This is a genomic window from Bacillus sp. FJAT-45037, from assembly GCF_002797325.1.
Lineage (GTDB): Bacteria > Bacillota > Bacilli > Bacillales > Bacillaceae_D > Alkalihalophilus.
Genome location: NZ_KZ454938.1, coordinates 2819670 through 2838326 on the forward strand (window position 1 = coordinate 2819670; position 18657 = coordinate 2838326).

At 42.8% G+C, this 18657-nt stretch carries 18 protein-coding genes and 3 pseudogenes; 3 read left to right on the forward strand and 18 right to left on the reverse strand.

All coding sequences use genetic code 11. From position 1 onward, the window contains the following. Positions 1-90: 90 nt before the first annotated feature. The 15 genes and pseudogenes from wecB to prfA all read right to left on the reverse strand — a co-directional run bounded on the left by wecB (position 91) and on the right by prfA (position 13658). A complete protein-coding gene (wecB, locus tag CDZ88_RS14280) occupies positions 91-1245 on the reverse strand; it encodes a non-hydrolyzing UDP-N-acetylglucosamine 2-epimerase (protein ID WP_100374184.1) in 1155 nt (384 codons plus the stop codon). 24 nt (positions 1246-1269) lie between these two features. Next, positions 1270-1899, reverse strand: coding sequence for a uracil phosphoribosyltransferase (gene upp / locus CDZ88_RS14285; RefSeq protein ID WP_100374185.1), 630 nt, complete (start codon positions 1897-1899; stop codon positions 1270-1272). A gap of 326 nt (positions 1900-2225) precedes the next feature. Then, positions 2226-3467, reverse strand: a complete 1242-nt coding sequence (gene glyA, locus CDZ88_RS14290; RefSeq protein WP_100374186.1) for a serine hydroxymethyltransferase — start codon at positions 3465-3467, stop codon at positions 2226-2228. 117 nt (positions 3468-3584) lie between these two features. Beyond that, positions 3585-4151: a TIGR01440 family protein gene (locus CDZ88_RS14295; RefSeq protein WP_100374187.1), complete on the reverse strand. Its 567-nt coding sequence runs from the start codon at positions 4149-4151 to the stop codon at positions 3585-3587. A gap of 45 nt (positions 4152-4196) precedes the next feature. Next, complete coding sequence (gene rpiB, locus CDZ88_RS14300; RefSeq protein ID WP_100374188.1) at positions 4197-4634, reverse strand: ribose 5-phosphate isomerase B; 438 nt, start codon at positions 4632-4634, stop codon at positions 4197-4199. Between the two features lie 104 nt (positions 4635-4738). Continuing rightward, positions 4739-5299, reverse strand: a pseudogene (locus tag CDZ88_RS18045) (methyl-accepting chemotaxis protein); the annotation flags it as partial. Positions 5300-5677: 378 nt separating this feature from the next. Continuing rightward, positions 5678-6034 (reverse strand): annotated as a pseudogene (locus CDZ88_RS18050) (HAMP domain-containing protein); the annotation flags it as partial. A 16-nt stretch (positions 6035-6050) separates the two neighbouring features. After that, the gene (locus CDZ88_RS14310; RefSeq protein WP_198507869.1) at positions 6051-6503 is read right to left on the reverse strand and encodes a low molecular weight protein arginine phosphatase; all 453 of its coding nucleotides are present in this window, start codon (positions 6501-6503) and stop codon (positions 6051-6053) included. A gap of 163 nt (positions 6504-6666) precedes the next feature. Then, a complete protein-coding gene (locus CDZ88_RS14315) occupies positions 6667-7209 on the reverse strand; it encodes a manganese efflux pump MntP (RefSeq protein WP_100374190.1) in 543 nt (180 codons plus the stop codon). 631 nt (positions 7210-7840) lie between these two features. Next, entirely contained in the window at positions 7841-9025 is a 1185-nt protein-coding gene (locus tag CDZ88_RS14320) for an IS256 family transposase (protein WP_100372488.1), read from the reverse strand. 169 nt (positions 9026-9194) lie between these two features. Continuing rightward, a complete protein-coding gene (locus CDZ88_RS14325) occupies positions 9195-10235 on the reverse strand; it encodes an L-threonylcarbamoyladenylate synthase (RefSeq protein ID WP_100374191.1) in 1041 nt (346 codons plus the stop codon). 235 nt (positions 10236-10470) lie between these two features. Continuing rightward, positions 10471-10914, reverse strand: coding sequence for a GNAT family N-acetyltransferase (locus CDZ88_RS14330; RefSeq protein WP_100374192.1), 444 nt, complete (start codon positions 10912-10914; stop codon positions 10471-10473). 96 nt (positions 10915-11010) lie between these two features. Beyond that, complete coding sequence (spoIIR, locus tag CDZ88_RS14335; protein ID WP_100374193.1) at positions 11011-11631, reverse strand: stage II sporulation protein R; 621 nt, start codon at positions 11629-11631, stop codon at positions 11011-11013. Positions 11632-11713: 82 nt separating this feature from the next. Next, positions 11714-12601 carry a peptide chain release factor N(5)-glutamine methyltransferase gene (gene prmC / locus CDZ88_RS14340; protein WP_100374194.1) on the reverse strand — a complete coding sequence of 296 codons (888 nt, stop codon included), beginning with the start codon at positions 12599-12601 and terminating at the stop codon, positions 11714-11716. After that, the gene (gene prfA, locus CDZ88_RS14345; RefSeq protein WP_157796568.1) at positions 12588-13658 is read right to left on the reverse strand and encodes a peptide chain release factor 1; all 1071 of its coding nucleotides are present in this window, start codon (positions 13656-13658) and stop codon (positions 12588-12590) included. Before prfA ends, prmC begins: the two co-directional genes overlap by 14 nt. Before the next feature lie 167 nt (positions 13659-13825). Here prfA and CDZ88_RS14350 point away from each other — a divergent pair, with 167 nt between their 5' ends. From CDZ88_RS14350 to CDZ88_RS18060, 3 genes and pseudogenes are all read left to right on the forward strand, one after another. After that, positions 13826-15145, forward strand: coding sequence for an FAD-dependent oxidoreductase (locus CDZ88_RS14350; protein WP_100374196.1), 1320 nt, complete (start codon positions 13826-13828; stop codon positions 15143-15145). 149 nt (positions 15146-15294) lie between these two features. Beyond that, positions 15295-16086 (forward strand): annotated as a pseudogene (locus CDZ88_RS18055) (cache domain-containing protein); the annotation flags it as partial. 12 nt (positions 16087-16098) lie between these two features. Next, positions 16099-17025, forward strand: a complete 927-nt coding sequence (locus CDZ88_RS18060; protein WP_442857129.1) for a methyl-accepting chemotaxis protein — start codon at positions 16099-16101, stop codon at positions 17023-17025. Between the two features lie 30 nt (positions 17026-17055). Here the strand turns inward: CDZ88_RS18060 and CDZ88_RS14360 are convergent, their stop codons facing one another. The 3 genes from CDZ88_RS14360 to CDZ88_RS14370 all read right to left on the reverse strand — a co-directional run bounded on the left by CDZ88_RS14360 (position 17056) and on the right by CDZ88_RS14370 (position 18650). Beyond that, positions 17056-17520 (reverse strand): hypothetical protein, encoded by a 465-nt coding sequence (locus CDZ88_RS14360; protein ID WP_100374198.1) that lies wholly within the window; start codon positions 17518-17520, stop codon positions 17056-17058. A gap of 68 nt (positions 17521-17588) precedes the next feature. Next, a complete protein-coding gene (locus CDZ88_RS14365; protein ID WP_100374199.1) occupies positions 17589-18209 on the reverse strand; it encodes a thymidine kinase in 621 nt (206 codons plus the stop codon). Between the two features lie 195 nt (positions 18210-18404). Further along, positions 18405-18650 carry a type B 50S ribosomal protein L31 gene (locus CDZ88_RS14370; protein WP_100374200.1) on the reverse strand — a complete coding sequence of 82 codons (246 nt, stop codon included), beginning with the start codon at positions 18648-18650 and terminating at the stop codon, positions 18405-18407. Positions 18651-18657 lie beyond the last annotated feature (7 nt).

The window sequence follows — 18657 nt, forward strand, 5'->3', positions numbered from 1 at the left end:
GCGTATAGGTAGTATGAGTGGTTTGGAGGCAAATCATGTATGCGCCAACGAAAAAAAGACCCGCCTACATGATGTAGACAAGTCTTAAACTTACTTTGATAACGGTTTAAATGGAGCTGGTCGCTCGGTTGTTTCTTTAAAATGGTAAAGAAGAGCTTGAACGATGCGAGCAGACGCTTGGCCATCACCATATGGATTAGACGCTTTCGCCATTCGTGCATATTCACTTCTATCCGTTAGTAACTGTTTCGTTAACTGATAGACGTCCTCTTCTCGGGTTCCTGCAAGTTTTAATGTGCCAGCTTCAATGCCCTCAGGCCTCTCCGTTGTATCACGTAAAACAAGGACTGGTGTTCCAAGAGATGGTGCCTCTTCTTGCACACCACCTGAATCAGTCAAGATGATTTCAGCACGGTTAGCGAAGTTATGAAAATCAAGCACACCAAGTGGTTCAATTAAATGAATACGATCATGGTTTCCTAAGATTTCATTTGCAATCTCACGAACCGCCGGATTCAAATGAACAGGATAGACGACATGGGCATCCGGATGTTCCACGACAATGCGATGAACTGCACGGAAGATATTACGCATAGGCTCACCTAGGTTTTCACGACGGTGCGCCGTTAACAAGATTAGTTTTTCAGAACCGATCTTCTCTAACACATCATGCTGATAACTTTCATCAACGGTTATTTTTAATGCGTCGATTGCCGTGTTACCTGTGATAAAGATTGATTGATCTGCTTTGTTCTCATCGATTAAATGACGATGTGCTTGTTCAGTCGGAGCAAAGTGTAAGTCAGTTAACACCCCTGTTAACATGCGATTTGCTTCTTCTGGGAAAGGTGAATATTTATTGAATGTGCGAAGCCCGGCCTCAACATGGCCAATGGCTACTTGATTATAAAAAGCAGCTAAACTTGCCACAAATGTAGTCGTCGTGTCGCCATGAACTAACACGATATCTGGCATCACTTCTTTAATGACGCCATCTAATCCATGCAGGGCATTGGTCGTTACTTCAGCGAGCGTTTGACGTTCTTTCATAATGTTCAAATCATAATCTGGCCTTACGCCAAACAACTGCAACACTTGATCGAGCATTTCGCGATGTTGACCTGTAACAGCGACATACGAATCAATCTCGTCTTGATGTTTATTGAGCTCAAGCACCAAAGGAGACATTTTAATCGCTTCTGGTCTTGTCCCAAAAACCGTTAACACCTTCAATTTAGAACTCATCGGCTTAGCCTCTTTTCTACTTTCTTATTTCGTTCCAAATAAACGGTCACCAGCGTCACCTAGTCCAGGAACGATGTACCCTTTTTCATTTAGTTTTTCATCAAGGGCTGCGAGGTAAATATCAACATCAGGATGTTCTCCCTTAACTACTTCAACGCCTTCTGGTGCTGCAACTAGACACATTAACTTTATCGTTTTAGCGCCACGTTTTTTCAAGCTATTAATCGCTTCAACAGCTGAACCACCTGTTGCTAGCATTGGATCGATAACGATAAACTCACGCTCGTTTACATCCGTCGGAAGCTTTACGTAGTACTCTACCGGTTTTAATGTTTCAGGGTCACGATATAGACCAACATGTCCTACCTTAGCAGCTGGGATCATTTGAAGAATACCGTCTACCATACCGAGTCCAGCGCGTAAGATCGGCACAAGTCCAAGTTTCTTCCCGGCAATTGTTTTCGAATTAGCCGGACCAACTGGCGTTTCGATTTGAACATCTTTAAGTGGAAGGTCTCGCGTAATTTCAAAGGCCATTAATGCAGCAACCTCATCCACCAACTCACGGAATTCCTTTGTTCCCGTATTCTTATCACGGATATACGTTAATTTGTGTTGAATTAATGGATGATCAAATACAAATACCTTACTCATTAGCCTCGACTCCCTTTTTATTGATCGAAAGAGATTTGTACTATGCAACAAAATCCCCTTTGTCGATTGTTGTCCTTCTTTTTACTCCTTGAAAATTCTACCCAAAAACGGCAATCCATTCAACCCTGTTTATGAGATTTTACTTATTTCTCTTAGTTTTCTTCTTAAAAATGCACCTCATTATAGGGTGATGCTTGCGCTACGTATCTATTCGAGCGATATTTTTTTGGGGCCTGATGAACCCTTTTGTTTTTCGGCGATCTTCAGTGACTCCTCGGAAAAACCCACTCTAATCATAGCAGAGTGGGTTGATCTTAAGATAAAAATTATAGGTTTGGATACATTGGGAATTTAGCCGTTAGCGTCGCGATGCGCTCACGTACTTCTTCATGCTTCGCTTCGTCTTCAACATTTTTCAGTGTTAAAGCGATCAATGCACCAATTTCATCCATCGCTCCTGCATCAAGTCCGCGAGATGTAACAGCCGCTGTACCGATGCGAATTCCACTTGTTACAAACGGGCTTTCTGGGTCAAATGGAATCGTGTTTTTGTTCGTTGTAATTCCGACTTCGTCTAAAGCTTTCTCAGCCACTTTTCCTGTTAAGTTTAATGAGCGTAAATCAAGTAATAACAGGTGGTTGTCTGTTCCACCAGATACTAGGTTGATCCCTTCACTAACAAGCTTCTCACCAAGACGCTTCGCATTCGCAATAACCGCTTCACCGTATTGTTTGAACTCAGGTGTAAGAGCTTCACCAAATGCTACAGCTTTTGCTGCGATAACATGCATAAGAGGGCCGCCTTGGATACCAGGGAAGATCGACTTATCAATTTTCTTTCCGAATTCTTCTTTACAAAGAATCATACCGCCGCGAGGTCCACGTAATGTTTTGTGAGTGGTTGTTGTCACAAAATGAGCATGAGGAACTGGGTTTGGATGAAGACCTGTAGCAACTAAACCTGCAATATGAGCCATGTCAACCATTAAGTATGCGCCTACTTCATCGGCAATTTCACGGAATTTAGCAAAGTCAAGCTCACGTGGATACGCACTTGCACCAGCTACGATCATTTTAGGCTTATGTTCTTTCGCTAATTCACGAATGACATCATAATCAACACGTTGATTGTCTTCATCTACACCGTATTCAATGAAGTTGTATTGAACACCACTAAAGTTTACTGGACTTCCGTGTGTTAAATGACCGCCATGTGAAAGATTCATCCCAAGTACTGTATCTCCTTGCTCAAGTACAGTGAAATAAACAGCCATATTTGCTTGTGCACCAGAGTGAGGTTGCACGTTAACATGTTCTGCGCCAAAAATTTCTTTTGCACGATCACGAGCGATATCTTCGACGATGTCTACATACTCACACCCACCGTAATAACGACGACCTGGGTAGCCTTCTGCATACTTGTTTGTTAAGACCGATCCTTGTGCTTCCATGACCGCCTCACTTACAAAGTTTTCAGAGGCAATTAATTCGATCTTGGCGCGTTGACGACCTAATTCTAATTCGATTGCGTCAAATACTTTTTGGTCTTGCTTCTTTAAATTCTCCATCCTCATACCCCTTTCGATCAATAACCATTCGGTTTTTAGTGGACATCCGTTCAATTCAATTTTATTTTAACACATAAATTCGATAAATTCCGTACCTTTTACCGAAAATAGTTCCGATTATTCATGTTCTTCTGTTCGATCATAACTGGCTCGTATGCCACCAATGAGTTTTGGTCTGGTTTTGGCCAATGTGACATGGGCAGATCCTATAGTTTTGACTTGGCTGCGGATAGGGACAGCGACTTCTTTTAGATGCATACCGATAAACGTATCACCAATATCGATCCCTGCGTCTGCTCGAATCGCCTCGACTAAGACTGGCTTTTCCATTTTCGAGAATGCATGGGTCGCCATTGCTCCACCTGCTTGTCGAACAGGTATCACCGAAACAGGCTCGATCCCACGACTTCTTGCTGTCGCCGATTCTACGACCAAGGCACGATTTAAATGCTCACAACATTGGAACGCGAGCTCAACGTCTGTTTCTTGTTTAAACTGAATAAGCGCACGATACATGGCCGTTGCAATCTCACGCGATCCGTTTGAACCAATATGCTCTCCTGCTACTTCACTCGTGCTCGCCCCGATAATAAGGATGTGCTCTTTGGATAATGGCATCGCCTTGTTCAGATCTTGTAACACCGTATAAAGTTGATCCTCGATCTCACGTACGTTAACGGCCATGATGACGCCACTCCTTTTTACACTTCATATTTTACGCTTCATATTCTACGCTTCATAGTCAGTAATTTTACTTACTCTGCGCTCGTGACGACCACCTTCGTACTCTGCTTCTAACCAAATTTTTGCAATCTCTCTTGCTAGACCTGCTCCGATGACACGCTCTCCCATCGCTAGGACGTTGCTGTTATTATGTTCACGCGTTGCTCTCGCGCTAAATGTATCATGGACCAATGCACAACGAATGCCTTTGACCTTGTTTGCAGCAATCGACATCCCGATGCCCGTTCCACATACTAAGATGCCACGATCGACTTCCCCATTCGCTACTTTCTCCGCAACAGGAATCGCGTAATCTGGGTAATCAACAGATGTATCACATTCACAACCTAAATCGATGATCTCAAGCCCCATCGCTTCCATCTCTTGTTTGATCTCTTCTTTAATGTTTACTCCACCGTGGTCTGACCCAATTGCTACTTTCATGATCACTAGCCTCCTAATTGTGTAAAGAAAAGCTCAAGCACCTCTCTAAAAGAATGAGTAGGTGCTAAAGCTTTTTCATGGTGTACTCAATCGCAGTTTATCACTTAAATTGTAAACCTTTCGATCGTTGCTTTCAATTGGTTTGCATGAGTTGATAAAATTTGCGCTGTTTTTGACATGTTTTGAATTGTTTGTGCTTGTTGTTCTGCCATGGCTGTCACTTCTGTTGAGCCAGCTGCAGTTTCTTCGGCGATGGCCGCGACTTCTTGCGACTGTTGTGACGTATCTTGGATCGAGTTCATTTGTTGCTTCGTCATTTTCGAAATATCGCTAATCACCGTTGCAACATCATGAACCGACTTCTCCATTAAAGCAATCGTTTCGTTCGTCTCGCTGCCTCGTTCGGCTTGGCCTTTAGCAGCTCTTACTTGTTCATCAATCTGTTGAACGACGCGTTGTACCTCTTCTTGCATATTATGAATAAGCCCTGTAATTCCTTGAACGGCTTGTGCACTTTGATCAGCTAGTTTTCTTACTTCATTGGCCACAACGGCAAATCCTCTACCATGTTCCCCCGCACGCGCCGCTTCAATTGACGCATTTAACGCAAGAAGGTTCGTTTGTGCGGCGATGTCACCGACTAGACTAATAATGTCGCCTACTTCACGTGCTTGGTCTTCAAGACGACCGACAGCTGTTCGTGATTGCTCGTTATCAGAAGCTAACTGATGAATGCCTTTGACTAATTCATTAATTGCTGATTGACTCTCTGTTAATGCTTGTACCATTTGCTTAGAGGATGCCGTTGATTCTACCGCCTGCTCTTCCACATGTACAGCGAGTTTTGAAACTTCCTCCATCGCTTCAGCTGTATGCTGCACAGCGGATGCCGAACTTTCTGCACCTTGTGAGATCTCATCCATCGTCTTACCAATATCGATGGCTTTGGCCGCAGCAAATTCTGATGAACGATTCATTTCATCGACTACACCGTTTGTCTGATGGAAATTTTCATCAATGTCTCGGACCATCTGACGTAGGCTCGCTAACATCTCGTTGTAGGCTAGTCCTAACGCGCGTATCTCATCATCAGACTTAGCGAGTTGGACGTCTTGTTGAATATCACCTGCAGCGGCACGTCTTGCTGCTTCTTCTAGTTCTCGCAGCGGTTTCGTAATGAACGGTGCGGCAATATAACCTAGAACCCCACTCCACAATGCCCCTTTCACTAATGTGAAGACGATTACTGTCTCTCGGTTTAACCCGAGCGTTTGTTCAAAGAAATCCCCTAAAAGAAAAATAAAAATAGCACTAAATCCAAATGTTACAACCGCTAGTCCAGTAATGCCTAGTACGAGTTTTTTACGGATACTCGCACGATACTTTTTTCGCTCCCTCACTAACAAGCGCCACCTCTCATATAGTCTCTATCTTTCTTTCTAACACATCCAAGCAACGTTCGATATCTTCTGATGTTCTAGCATAGTCATCAAATGAACCGCCGAATGGATCGGTAATATCTGAGGTGAATTCATCTTCGCCAACGTACTCTTTTAACGTATGTATTTTATCTTTTTGGTCATTAAATTGGTTGCAGACGAGTTTTTTATGACCCGTTGTCATGGTCAAAACCACATCGGCCCAGCCTAGTAAGTCTTTAGTCACAGATTGCGCTTGATGCACATGTTCAATCCCTTTTCCCTTCAATACGCGGTTGGTCCCACTTGATGCAGGACTTCCTGGAAAGGCATGTAGCCCTGCTGACTTGACTTCTATTTTATCTCCCATTCGATCGCGCAATAACGCCTCTGCTAATGGGCTTCTGCACGTATTTCCTGTACAGATAAATAAAAGGTTCTTCACTTTCATATCCGACTCCCCCTTCCTCTAAAAAAATTGCCGGAATTTGTGTTCACTTTCCTTTTTAGTGTTTCTATTCTTCTCCATCTTATCACAGCAAATTAAAAAACTGTATTACCGTCCGTGTTAATTATTTGAATCGTTTGTACTATGACATATTATTTATGAGCTTTTAATGAGGAATTATGAGCTTTAATCCAAATCCGATTAAAATACACCCTCCAATAAGCTCGCCGTAAGACCCGATATATTGTCCAAATTTCCTTCCCATCAGAAGACCTAACCAAGATAACACCATGCTCATCGCCCCGATCAATCCAACCGTTAGAACCGTTTTCGCTCCAAGCATTCCTAAACTTAATCCCGCTGAAAAACTATCCAAACTCACACTCACCGCGAACAAAAATAAGCCCCAACCCATTGGCTTCACAAGCGAAGCATCCTCATTTTTAAATGCAGCGATGATCATTTGCACACCAATAATAAGAAGCAATCCACCTCCTATATACGTTGCAATCATTCCAAAATAATTAGAGAGCACTTTCCCTGTCACGATTCCAAGAAGAGGCATCACCACATGAAACGCTCCAATCGTCACACCAATTCGAAAGATTTGCTTCATATGTAATCCAAGCATCCCCATTCCAAGCGCAACCGAAAAAGCATCCATCCCAAGCGCCCCAGCCATAATCAATAACGTAATCACCTCATGCATCCACTTCACTCCCCAACCATGCTAGTACAATCTATGCAAGAACGAAGAAAAATAGACAAGAAAGGTGGAGATTGCCGGGTAGAGGCGGGATGCAAATGTTCCGGCAGATGAAAAGCGTTCTTTGCTTTTCTATCTGCCAGGTTATTTGTCCACGAGCCTCTGGCAACCGGAACTAGACAAGAAAGGTGGAGGCGACTGGTCTGGCATGCGGGAAAACTAGGGGGAGCGATAAAAGGTCGCTCTTTGACCTTGTTCGATTCACCGGTTTTCCCCGCAGGACAAGGAGCCGGAACTAGACAGGAAAGTGGAGGGGCTCGGTTAGCGGCGTATAAAATGGAGAGCGGATGAATAGGGTTTTCCGTCAAAAGGAACTGATTCCATTTTCTTGCTGCGTTTGCGCGGAAACTTGTTTGTTTCGCGCGAAAATGATGCTATTTTGCTCGTATCTGTACAAATTTCGCGCGGAAACCGCCTCAATTTGCGCGAACCCTTCCATCAAGTTAGTCAAGTCCTTAATCCTGTGTAAATTAGGATTCAATGTTTCAGCTATTGCTGATGATCATGGTTTAGGTTTGTTTTTATTTTTTGGGAGCGAGGGGTACCCCTCGCTCCCAAAAAATTTCGCTTCGCACTACATGGATGATTCACTGGGAAAATAAAATTTACGTCCACCGCAATCTAACGTTTTTTCGTAATCCATGAGTACCGCACCAATCAGTCGAAAAGCTGATTGATTGTTAGGGAAGATTCGTATCACTCGTTCTCTTCTTCTAATTTCTGAGTTTAAACGTTCTAAGTTGTTGGTTGTTCGTATCTTAATTCGAGCTTCGGCCGGTTCATCCAAGAATTGAATGGCATCTTCAAAGCCTTCATCTAATGTGTTAATGGCCTTCTCATAGGCTTTTTGAAGTTCATATGTTTGAATAAACTCGTTTTTAAGTGTTCTTGCGGCTTCCGGATTAGGCGCATCAAAGATGCTCTTCACCATTTCTCTTGCATCATATGACCCTTTCTTTGGCATACACTGAAAGATATTGCGCTTAAAGTGGACTGTGCAGCGTTGCCAACTCGTGCCAATAAAAGATTCTGTGATGGCACTTTTCAGTCCAGAATGGGCATCAGAAATCAGTAGACGAGGCGATTGAAGGCCTCTTGATTTTAGATAGTCAAAAAAGCACATCCATGCTTCTTTACTCTCTGCGTGATTGACACGTAAACCAATGATTTCTCTTTTATGATCTTGGTTTACCCCCACTGCGATATAGACGGCCTTAGATACTACTTTATTGTGCTCTCTCACCTTAATATACATGGCATCTACGTAGACATATTTATAGTAGGTGATGTTCAAAGGGCGGTCAGCCCATTCCTTTACGAGAGGGTCTAACTTAGCTGTGAGGCTAGAGACAAACGACTTAGAAACGGTTTCTCCGCAAAGCTGTTCTACGATCTTAGTCACCTTACGGGTAGACACCCCGTTCACGACCATTTCTAACATAGAGAGGACCAGTGATTGGTCTGCTCGTTGATATTTTTCAAACAAACTAGTAGAGAACTCCCCACTTCGAGTACGGGGAACTTTAAGCTGTAGTTTGCCGATCGAAACCGTATAATCTCTTTCATAGTAACCGTTACGGTAATCCTTACGATCATCTACCCTTTGATAGAAATCAGACTCCATATACTCGTCGCGCTCTTTTTCCATAAATTCATTTAAGACTAAAACAAGAGAAGACTTTACAACAGCCTCTAATCCAGAATTCATAACCTCATCTTTTAAATTTTCCATATCTAGGGTAAACTTAATTTGAGCCATCATCAATTTCTCCTTTCAATATTTTCGTCGCTGAAAACATTGTTGCCAGAAATTGATGTGGCTTATTCTTTTTTACACAATTATATGGACTCTATCATCAAGTTACAAAAAAAGCCTCTATTACGTGTTTTCACCGTAATAGAGGCTTCATTTGGACCCTTTTCTTCAATTAAATCACTCTTCCGCCTGCTGCTTTTTCTAAACGGTTCATAATAGCAACTCCGACTCCTTTTTTTGGGAAGGTTTCGGCGTAAATGACGTCAATTTTCTCTTGATCAAAGCGTCTGAGTGCGTCGTATAGTTTACTTGCTACGGTGAGGAGCTCAGAACGCTTGCCACAGGTGATGACTGCATCCGCCTGATACTCATGCGCTCGCTCCTCTGTTGTCAACACACCGACTCTCCTGCCTTGTTTGCTCGCTTCATTTAGTAGCGCTTGGATCATGGAGACATCTCTTACGACGGTCAAACTACCTTTAGGAGCGTAGTGGGCATATTTCATTCCAGGCGATCTCGGAGTCCCTTCTGTATTCATCAATGTTGGATCAACGGCAACTTCTCCAATCACTTGCTGAATATCTTCTAGCGTGACACCTCCTGGACGATACATCATCGGAATGTCGACCGAGCAATCAAGTACGGTTGATTCAAGCCCGACGCCAGTGTTTCCCCCATCCACAACACCAGCGATTCTTCCGGCTAAATCATCATATACATGCTGAGCCGTCGTTGGGCTCGGTTTGCCGGATAAATTGGCACTCGGGGCAGCGACAGGTACGCCGGCTTCACGGATCAGTTCAAGTGCGACTGGGTGATCGGGCATGCGGATTGCGACTGTGTCTAGACCGGCAGAGACATTTTCAGCGATCGAACCTTTCTTTTTAAAAATCAGAGTGAGTGCTCCTGGCCAGAACGCATTCATTAGCTTTTCGGCTTCGGCTGAGATGTCTGTGACTAGCTCGTCCAATTGATCTCTGCTCGCAATGTGAACAATTAAAGGGTTATCACTTGGCCTACCTTTTGCCTTAAAAATTTTTGCAATCGCCGTTTCACTTAATGCATTGGCCCCCAGTCCATACACAGTTTCTGTGGGAAACGCAACGACTTCCCCTTCACTTATCCACAACGCCGCATCCCTTATATACTGGTGTTTTTTTAAGTCACTTATTTCTTTATCCACATTAAACATTTTTGTCTGTTTATAACTCATGTTTGACCTCTCCTTACTTTTCTATTTTGCAAGCGTTGTCGCCTTCTGTCAAACGAAGCGACAAAAACTGACCTAATCCCTTTTATATCAACTAATACAACACTACTAACGGACTATAAAAAAAGAGCATTCGACAATAGTTTTTGTATAAATCAAAAAACAAGTTATCCACAACTGTGGACAACCTGTGTATAAGTGTGCTGATTTGGCGACTTTTAAAGTAACTATTCACATGTTAATCGTCTAATTCACATGCCCATACTCTCACCGATTGATCCACGGTTTGTTGATAATGTGTGGATTGTTGAATGTCCTTCGGTACAAATTCTTTCTTGACCTCTTTAAAGTCTAACTGATAAAAAAGAGGTGAGGATGATTTTGCACACATATACACATTTTCTACATCTTGCTCTTTTGCATAGGCTAGAGCAACTTGTAAAAATTCGAGTGTGAGTGGTCCAGTCCAAATCGGTGAATCCAGCACAAGTGAACGCAACAATGCATCTTTTTTATATTGTTCAATGCCTACTGCCCCTATTACTTGCTCTTGATCATCTTCAACAACTAAAAATTGGCTGACTTGATGCTCAATCCCGTTTCCGTGAAGGCCTGCTCTTGCCACTAATCTTTGGATCGGCAATATATCTTTCGTAGCTGCTCTTCTCACTACAATACTCATCATATCCACCCCTTGAAAGATTCGAGTCTTGGCAACTGTTACGGCTTGTCTCACAGTTGCATCTCATTACTCGATATCTATGCAAAGAATTGGTCATTATGCTTGATCTGTGCCAAAAAGGTTTTCAATTAGGCTTGAGAATAGTTCCATTACGAAGAATGTGACTTCAACTTCCTCTTCTGTCTGCTCTATTTCCGTACCCGTTGAAGCTTCAACTGCTTCACCATTGGCCATATCTAGAAAGCATAATGGCGGAAATAATACACACCACCAATTTTCTCCTTTGCCCTCGCCTAGTGTGATCAACACAGCATCATACATTCCCGCTGGATACACTAAGTTTCCGTAGAGCTTTGTAGGAAATTGTACAGCATCAAATGTAACGGTAAAATCTTGATTGATCCCTTGCTTACTAAGCTTCTCTTGAACAATTTGTTCGATCTCTGGTAGTTGCTGGCGAATTTCTACTTTGGCATCTTCTAGGTCAATGAGTCCTGTGACCCACTCTGTAATTGCCGCATTGACTTCATCACGAATCTCTCGTTTTAAAATTTGATCTGATACAGCATCACTATTGGCTAAGATTCGAAGACGTATCGCTTCATCTTGACTAATCGTTTCATGATGGGATGCCACAGCGACCGCTTGTTGAGATTCATAGCTTACTAGTAGAACAAATAATGAAAATAATAGATAGATAATAACATTTCGATTCATGGTTTCGCACCGCCCTTTCACCACTCAGTATGATCAAGGCGATGCGAAGCTAAACATAAAACTGTTCGACAAAATTATTCTATCATTCTTTGTTCATTACACCATACGCAAAAACCATGCGATCCTTGCCACTAATGTCAAACTTCACTTCGGTTTTCGCCGCGGGAAATCTATGTTGCAGCAAGCGACGGACGGTTTCCCCTTGGCCTGCTCCTACTTCAAACGCAACGAGCGCTTTTTCTTTTAAAACACTCGGTAAATGCTCCACCAATTTTCGGTAGAAGTCATACCCATCTTCGCCGCCAAATAAAGCGATGTGTGGCTCATGCTCGCGAACATGAACAGCTAATTCATCATGCTCTCCTACCGGAATATAAGGCGGATTGGAAACCACGATGTCATATGTCTCGTTAGCCTTTATTGGCGTTGTGAGCAAATCACTCTCATTAAATTGAACGTTTACACCGAGCGCTTTTGCATTAATTTGTGCTACCTGTAGCGCCATAGTTGATAGATCAAAAGCATCGACTCGAAGGCTAGAGTCTTCGCATGCCAGTGTCACCGCAATCGCTCCACTTCCTGTGCCGACATCTAGTACTTGAACGGGTTGGTCACCAAATAAAGCTTGCTTCATTTCAAGCACATGATGCACGAGTTCTTCGGTTTCAGGGCGAGGAATTAGGACATGTTGATTTACCTTGAATTTGCGTCCATAAAATTCTTGATAGCCCATTAAATGCTGAATGGGTACGCCTTCTGCATGAGTAAGAACGTCTGCTTTCAAGGCTTTCCAGTGTTGTTCTTCAATTGGTTCTTGAAAATTCATAAACATCATCGTGCGATTGATGTTTAGATGATGAAGCAATAACCATTCAGCCGCAGTTGCTTCTAACCCTTGCTCTTCCAAAAAAGAAGAAGCCCAACGGAGGGCTTCATGTACGGTCTTCGGTGTCTGATTACTCTTCAGCATTTTGCATCAATTCTGCTTGCTCTTCAACAATAAGAGCGTCGATGATTTCATCCATTTTACCTTGCAGAATTTGCTCAAGCTTTTGAATCGTCAAACCAATTCTGTGATCTGTTACGCGACTTTGCGGGAAGTTGTACGTACGGATACGTTCAGAACGATCTCCTGTTCCAACTGCCAGCTTACGATTTTGATCATACTCTGCTTGCACTTCACGTTGAATTTTGTCATACACACGAGCACGTAAGACTTTCATCGCTTTTTCTTTGTTCTTAATTTGAGACTTCTCATCTTGACACGACACCACTGTTCCTGTTGGTAAGTGAGTTAAACGGACAGCTGACATCGTCGTATTTACACTTTGTCCGCCTGGTCCACTCGATGTAAAGGTATCTACACGGACGTCTTTGTCATGGATCTCTACTTCTACTTCTTCGGCTTCAGGTAAGACAGCAACTGTTGCTGTTGAAGTATGAATGCGTCCACCAGACTCTGTTTGTGGGACTCGTTGCACGCGGTGTGCTCCGTTTTCATATTTCAGCTTCCTGTAAGCACCTGCCCCGTTCACACTAAAAATGATCTCTTTGTAGCCACCAAGCTCTGTTGCTGTCGCTTCGATCAATTCTGTCTTCCAGCCTTGAGCTTCTGCAAACCGACTGTACATTTTGTAAAGATCGCCTGCAAATAGCTGCGCTTCATCTCCACCAGCAGCTCCTCGAACTTCAACAATTACGTTCTTATCGTCATTCGGGTCCTTTGGAAGTAAGAGAATTTTCAGATCTGCTTCTAGCTCTTTTTGTCGAGTTGAAAGTTCATCCATCTCTTCTTTTACCATCGCATACATTTCATCATCAAGCTTATCCTCAAGCATAGCTTTAGCTTCCTTAAGTTGACCAACGACTTCTTTGTATTCACGATACGCTTGAACAGTTTTCTCAATACTTGATTGTTCTTTTGAAAACTCACGCAATTTTTTGTTGTCACTAATTATATCCGGGTCACTTAATAGTTCATTTAAGCGGTTGTAACGGTCTTCTACTGATTGTAATCGATCTATCACGGCTTTCACCTCATTAAAATTTCCAGTGCATATCATTCTAATTATAGTATATGGCGATCTACGGGTCAATGCGCGCCTGAGAACATCTTAGCGTTTTACCTTATCATACCTAGGGAATACTAATTTTGAAGAATACGTTAGGTAAACTTTTATTAGGGGGATGGGCTATGAAATACGTCATTATTGGTGGAGATGCTGCAGGAATGAGTGCAGCGATGCAAATTGTGCGACAAGATACGGATGCGAAAGTGGTCACCCTTGAGATGGGGGAATATTATTCTTACGCTCAATGTGGTCTCCCATACGCTGTCGGTGGATTGATTGATGGTGGGACAGAAGAACTTGTGGCTCGTGACGTCGAGACCTTCCGAGAAAAGTATGGAATTGATGCGAGAGTGAATCATAAAGTAACCGCGGTCGACCCGAAAGAAAAAGTCGTTTCAGGGGACGGATTTGAAGTCTCGTATGATAAACTTCTCATCGCAACCGGTGCACGCCCAGTTTTACCTGATTGGGATGGAAGCCATTTAGAAGGTATCCACACGATCAAAACGATTCCTGACACCGAAGCGATCATTGCTAACATGAAGAAGGATGTTCAACATGTGGCTGTTATTGGTGGGGGCTACATCGGACTTGAGATGGCGGAGAACTTGATTGAACGTGGCAAAGACGTCACAATCGTTGAACGAGGAGAGCAACTCGCGACTATTTTTGACGATGAAATGGCCGAACTCATCCATGCCGAGGCCAAAGAAAACGGTGTCGAAATACGATTGAAAGAAGAAGTGAAAAGTTTTAAAGGAAATGGGACAGTAGATGCTGTCGTTACAGATCAAGGTGAGATCTCGTGTGACATGGTGATTGTCGCAATTGGCGTTCAACCGAATACTGACTTTATGACCAACACAGACGTCCATCTTCATTCAAATGGAGCGATTAAAGTGAATGCGTATATGGAGACTAATTTAGAAGATATTTATGCGGCAGGAGATTGCGCCACCCAGTATCACCGGATAAAAGAACGAGATGATTACATTCCTCTTGGTACGCACGCAAACAAACAAGGGCGAATTGCCGGGTTAAATATGATTGGGAAAGCCCAGGCATTTCAAGGGATTGTCGGTACTTCCATTTTAAAATTTTTCTCATTAACGCTTGGACGTTCAGGCCTCTCAAAAACAGAAGCAAAGATGCTGAGTATTCCAGCGAAAGTCGTTGATGCTGAACTTCCACATCACGCAGGGTATTATCCAGGAGCGGAAAAATTAACGATCCGACTGATGTATCATGAGGAAAACGACCAACTATTAGGGGCGCAAATTATCGGGAAAGAAGGCGTCGATAAACGGGTTGATGTTCTTGCTACGGCGTTATATCACAAGATGAAAATAGGAGATCTTGAACATCTTGATCTTGCCTATGCCCCTCCCTATAACGGTGTATGGGACCCCATTCAACAAACAGCAAGAAGAAGAAGAGAATAGGCCAAAAGAGAATTCGCATTAAGCGAATTCTCTTTTTTACTCAATTTCCCCAAAAAATAACCGATGTATTTACTATAGTGGTTCTATATACCTAATTATACTGTATTGCACAGAAAGGGGCTGTGGTAGTGGTTAACAAGATACGTGATATGAAGATTCGATCAAAACTCGTAATTATTACGCTATTACTTCTTTTATTTCCGAGTTTGATTATTGGTGTGACCAGCTACCTGACGTCAAAAAGTAGCTTAAATGACGTGGGAGCTACACAGATTCAAAACAGTGTCCATATGACAGCTGAATTAATCGACGCTATTCATCAAGAAGTCGCCGATGGAAATCTCTCACTAGAGGTTGCTCAAGAGCGAGTGAAAGAGGCCATCTTAGGCGAAAGACAACCTAATGGGACCAGGCCAATTAATCCTAATATTGATTTAGGAGAGAATGGGTACATCGCTATTTATGACGAGAATGGCACCTTAGTCGCTCATCCAACCATTGAAGGAGAAAACCTACTAAACGTTCAGGATGTTGATGGACATGCATTTACACAAAGTGCCATTGAAGCCGCTCAAGCAGGTGGTGGATTTACCTATTATCAGTGGGAACTGCCTCATAATCCTGACACAATAGAACCTAAAATCATGTACAACCTCTACGATCCGAATTGGGGTTGGATTATAAGTGGCGGTTCGTATATGAGTGACTTTAATGCAGGAGCTAATTCGATTTTAATGAACATCTTTATTGTTGTCGTCATTTCTTCACTTATCGGCGGTACAATTATTTACACGTTCTCTAAGCTTTTTTCAAAGCGCATTATCGCTGTCGATCAGCAAGTTCAGGAACTCGCTCAAGGAAACTTATCATTACCGGATATCGAAAGAATGCATAACGATGAAATTGGAACCCTGTCCAAAAATGTAAACATTATGTCGAACCGTCTAAGAGAAATGATCGGAAAAATTTCAGATACGTCTACCCAAGTTGCCGCAACGAGCGAACAGTTAACAGCTAGTGCTGAGGAAACGAGCAAGGCGACCGTTCAAATTACTGAATCGATTCAGTCTGTCGCTGCCGGTTCTGATAACCAAGCTGAAACTGCCTTAAAGGCTAGACAAGCGGCCTCAGATGTTATTAAGCATATGAACCTGATTGTTACGAGCGTAGAGGCTGTTGCTCAATCTACGACAACAACGAACACGAAATCTACATCGGGTCAAAAAGTTATCGAGCAAACCATTTCTCAAATGAAAGTCATAGATCAAAAAACCGACGAAATTTCACATGGTGTCCATTCTCTAGGTAACAAATCCAACGAAATCGGCTCGATTGTTTCCATGATTACGGCTGTTGCGGATCAAACAAATCTACTTGCATTAAATGCTGCCATTGAAGCTGCAAGAGCGGGCGAACATGGACGAGGATTTGCTGTTGTTGCAAACGAAGTTCGAAAGTTAGCAGAACAATCCAGTCAATCAGCGAATCAAATTAATCAGTTGATTATTGATATTCAGCAAGATATTAAGCAATCGCTTCTATCGATGGAAGCTGGGAAAGAAGCCGTACAAGATGGCATTTCACTAGTCGATTTAGCAGGGAACGAGTTTGGTGATATTTCTACCTCGATCAATCATGTGACTTTACAAATTGAAGATGTCTCAAGGGCAGTTGAACAAATTACAGATGGAACAAAAGTATTAGCTGAATCGATCGAAAGCACATCGGCTATTGCCAACCAATCTTCGGATCACTCTCAAAATGTAGCAGCCTCTGCCGAGGAACAAAATGCCACGATGCAAGAAATCGCTGCTGCATCAAGTGTTCTCTCTTCAATGGCTGAAAAACTACAAGATTCGGTCAAACAGTTTAAACTGTAAAAAAACACCTGCATTGGCAGGTGTTTTTCATTAGCTTTCGTTAATATGAACCTCATAGCGTGGAACTTCGAGCAGGAATGTTCGTTTCAACTTGTCTAGTTCCGTTTTTTTCTCCTCATCACTAAACCCTTCAGGTACGTGTACCGTTACCCAAGCGCGGTGACCTGCTATCATTACTGCTCCTGGGCGAAAGGGTGACTCGGTTGCTACAATTTTTTTGAACAGGTTTTGATCATCACCCATATCAGGTCGACTTCGATCGGCGGTTCGGAAGCTATTGCCTGTTGTGTTCACTTCGGATGCCTGATCATAATGACCTGAATTTCGGATCGAACCGTAATTAATCGGACCAGGGCCAAGTAAACCATACGTCAATTGTCCTGCTGATGGACGGGTCTGAACGTTGGTTACTTGCACTTCAGGTGTTTCTGGATTGTTACACCCTGCAAGCAAACATAAGCCGACCATTGTTCCAGCTAACCATTTTGCCTTCATGATGAGCACCTCCTGCAGCATAGACTGCTGCATGTATAGGTTGCCCGTTTTTGACACATTACACGATGTTAGATTTGTCCATGTCTAGTCTGTGCCTGTGGGATGCGCGATGGTTTATTTGGAACTTCATGGCATGTTCTACAGCGGGGTTCATACGATTCAGACGCTCCGACCAAAATAATTGGATCTGTATATGATGCTGGGTTCCCATCAATTAAACGTTGTGTTCTACTTGCTGGTGTTCCGCAAACAGGACACACCGCTTGAAGCTTGGTCACTTCTTCGGCCAAAGCCATTAACGGCATAATCGGACCAAACGGCTCTCCTCTAAAGTCTTGATCGAGTCCGGCACAAATCACACGCACTCCGCGGTCAGCTAGTTCGTCTGCCACTGCGATAATTCCTTCATCGAAAAACTGTACTTCATCCACCGCAACAACTTGCGTATCTTCATGTACGTGCTCAAGAATATCAACGGATAAGCGTACAGGTACCGCGCACACCTTTGTTCCGTTATGGGAAACCACTTCTTCTTCACTATACCGATTATCAATAGCCGGCTTAAAGACTTGTACTTTTAGTTTCCCAAAACTCACTCGGCGGATTCTTCGAATAAGTTCTTCTGACTTTCCTGAAAACATACTTCCACAAATGACTTCTAATCGACCTTCATGCTCCGACACACGCATAAAATCCCCACCTTACAACAAATAATAATCAAATAAAAACAAAAAAAGAAACAATCTTTGTTCCTTGAAAGAGTGTGCTCAACTTCAATAAAATGCACTCTAGCTATAGTTTTGCTCCTAATTCCTCCTACATACACAGAATCGGTGCAAAAAAAACAGGCAAGTGCAGTGCGCTTGCCTGTTCGCATATCGAGTTTACTTCATCTTGTATTTCTTCTTGAAACGATCAACACGTCCACCAATATCGTTAAGCTTCTGCTTACCAGTGTAGAATGGGTGCGAATCTGAACTAATCTCAACTTTTAGAAGCGGGTATGTGTTACCATCTTCCCACTCGATTGTTTCTGCAGAACCTTTAGTTGAACCGCTTAGAAACTTAAAACCAGTACTTGTATCCATGAAAACCACTTTTTGATATCCTGGATGAATACCTTCTCTCATTGCTTTC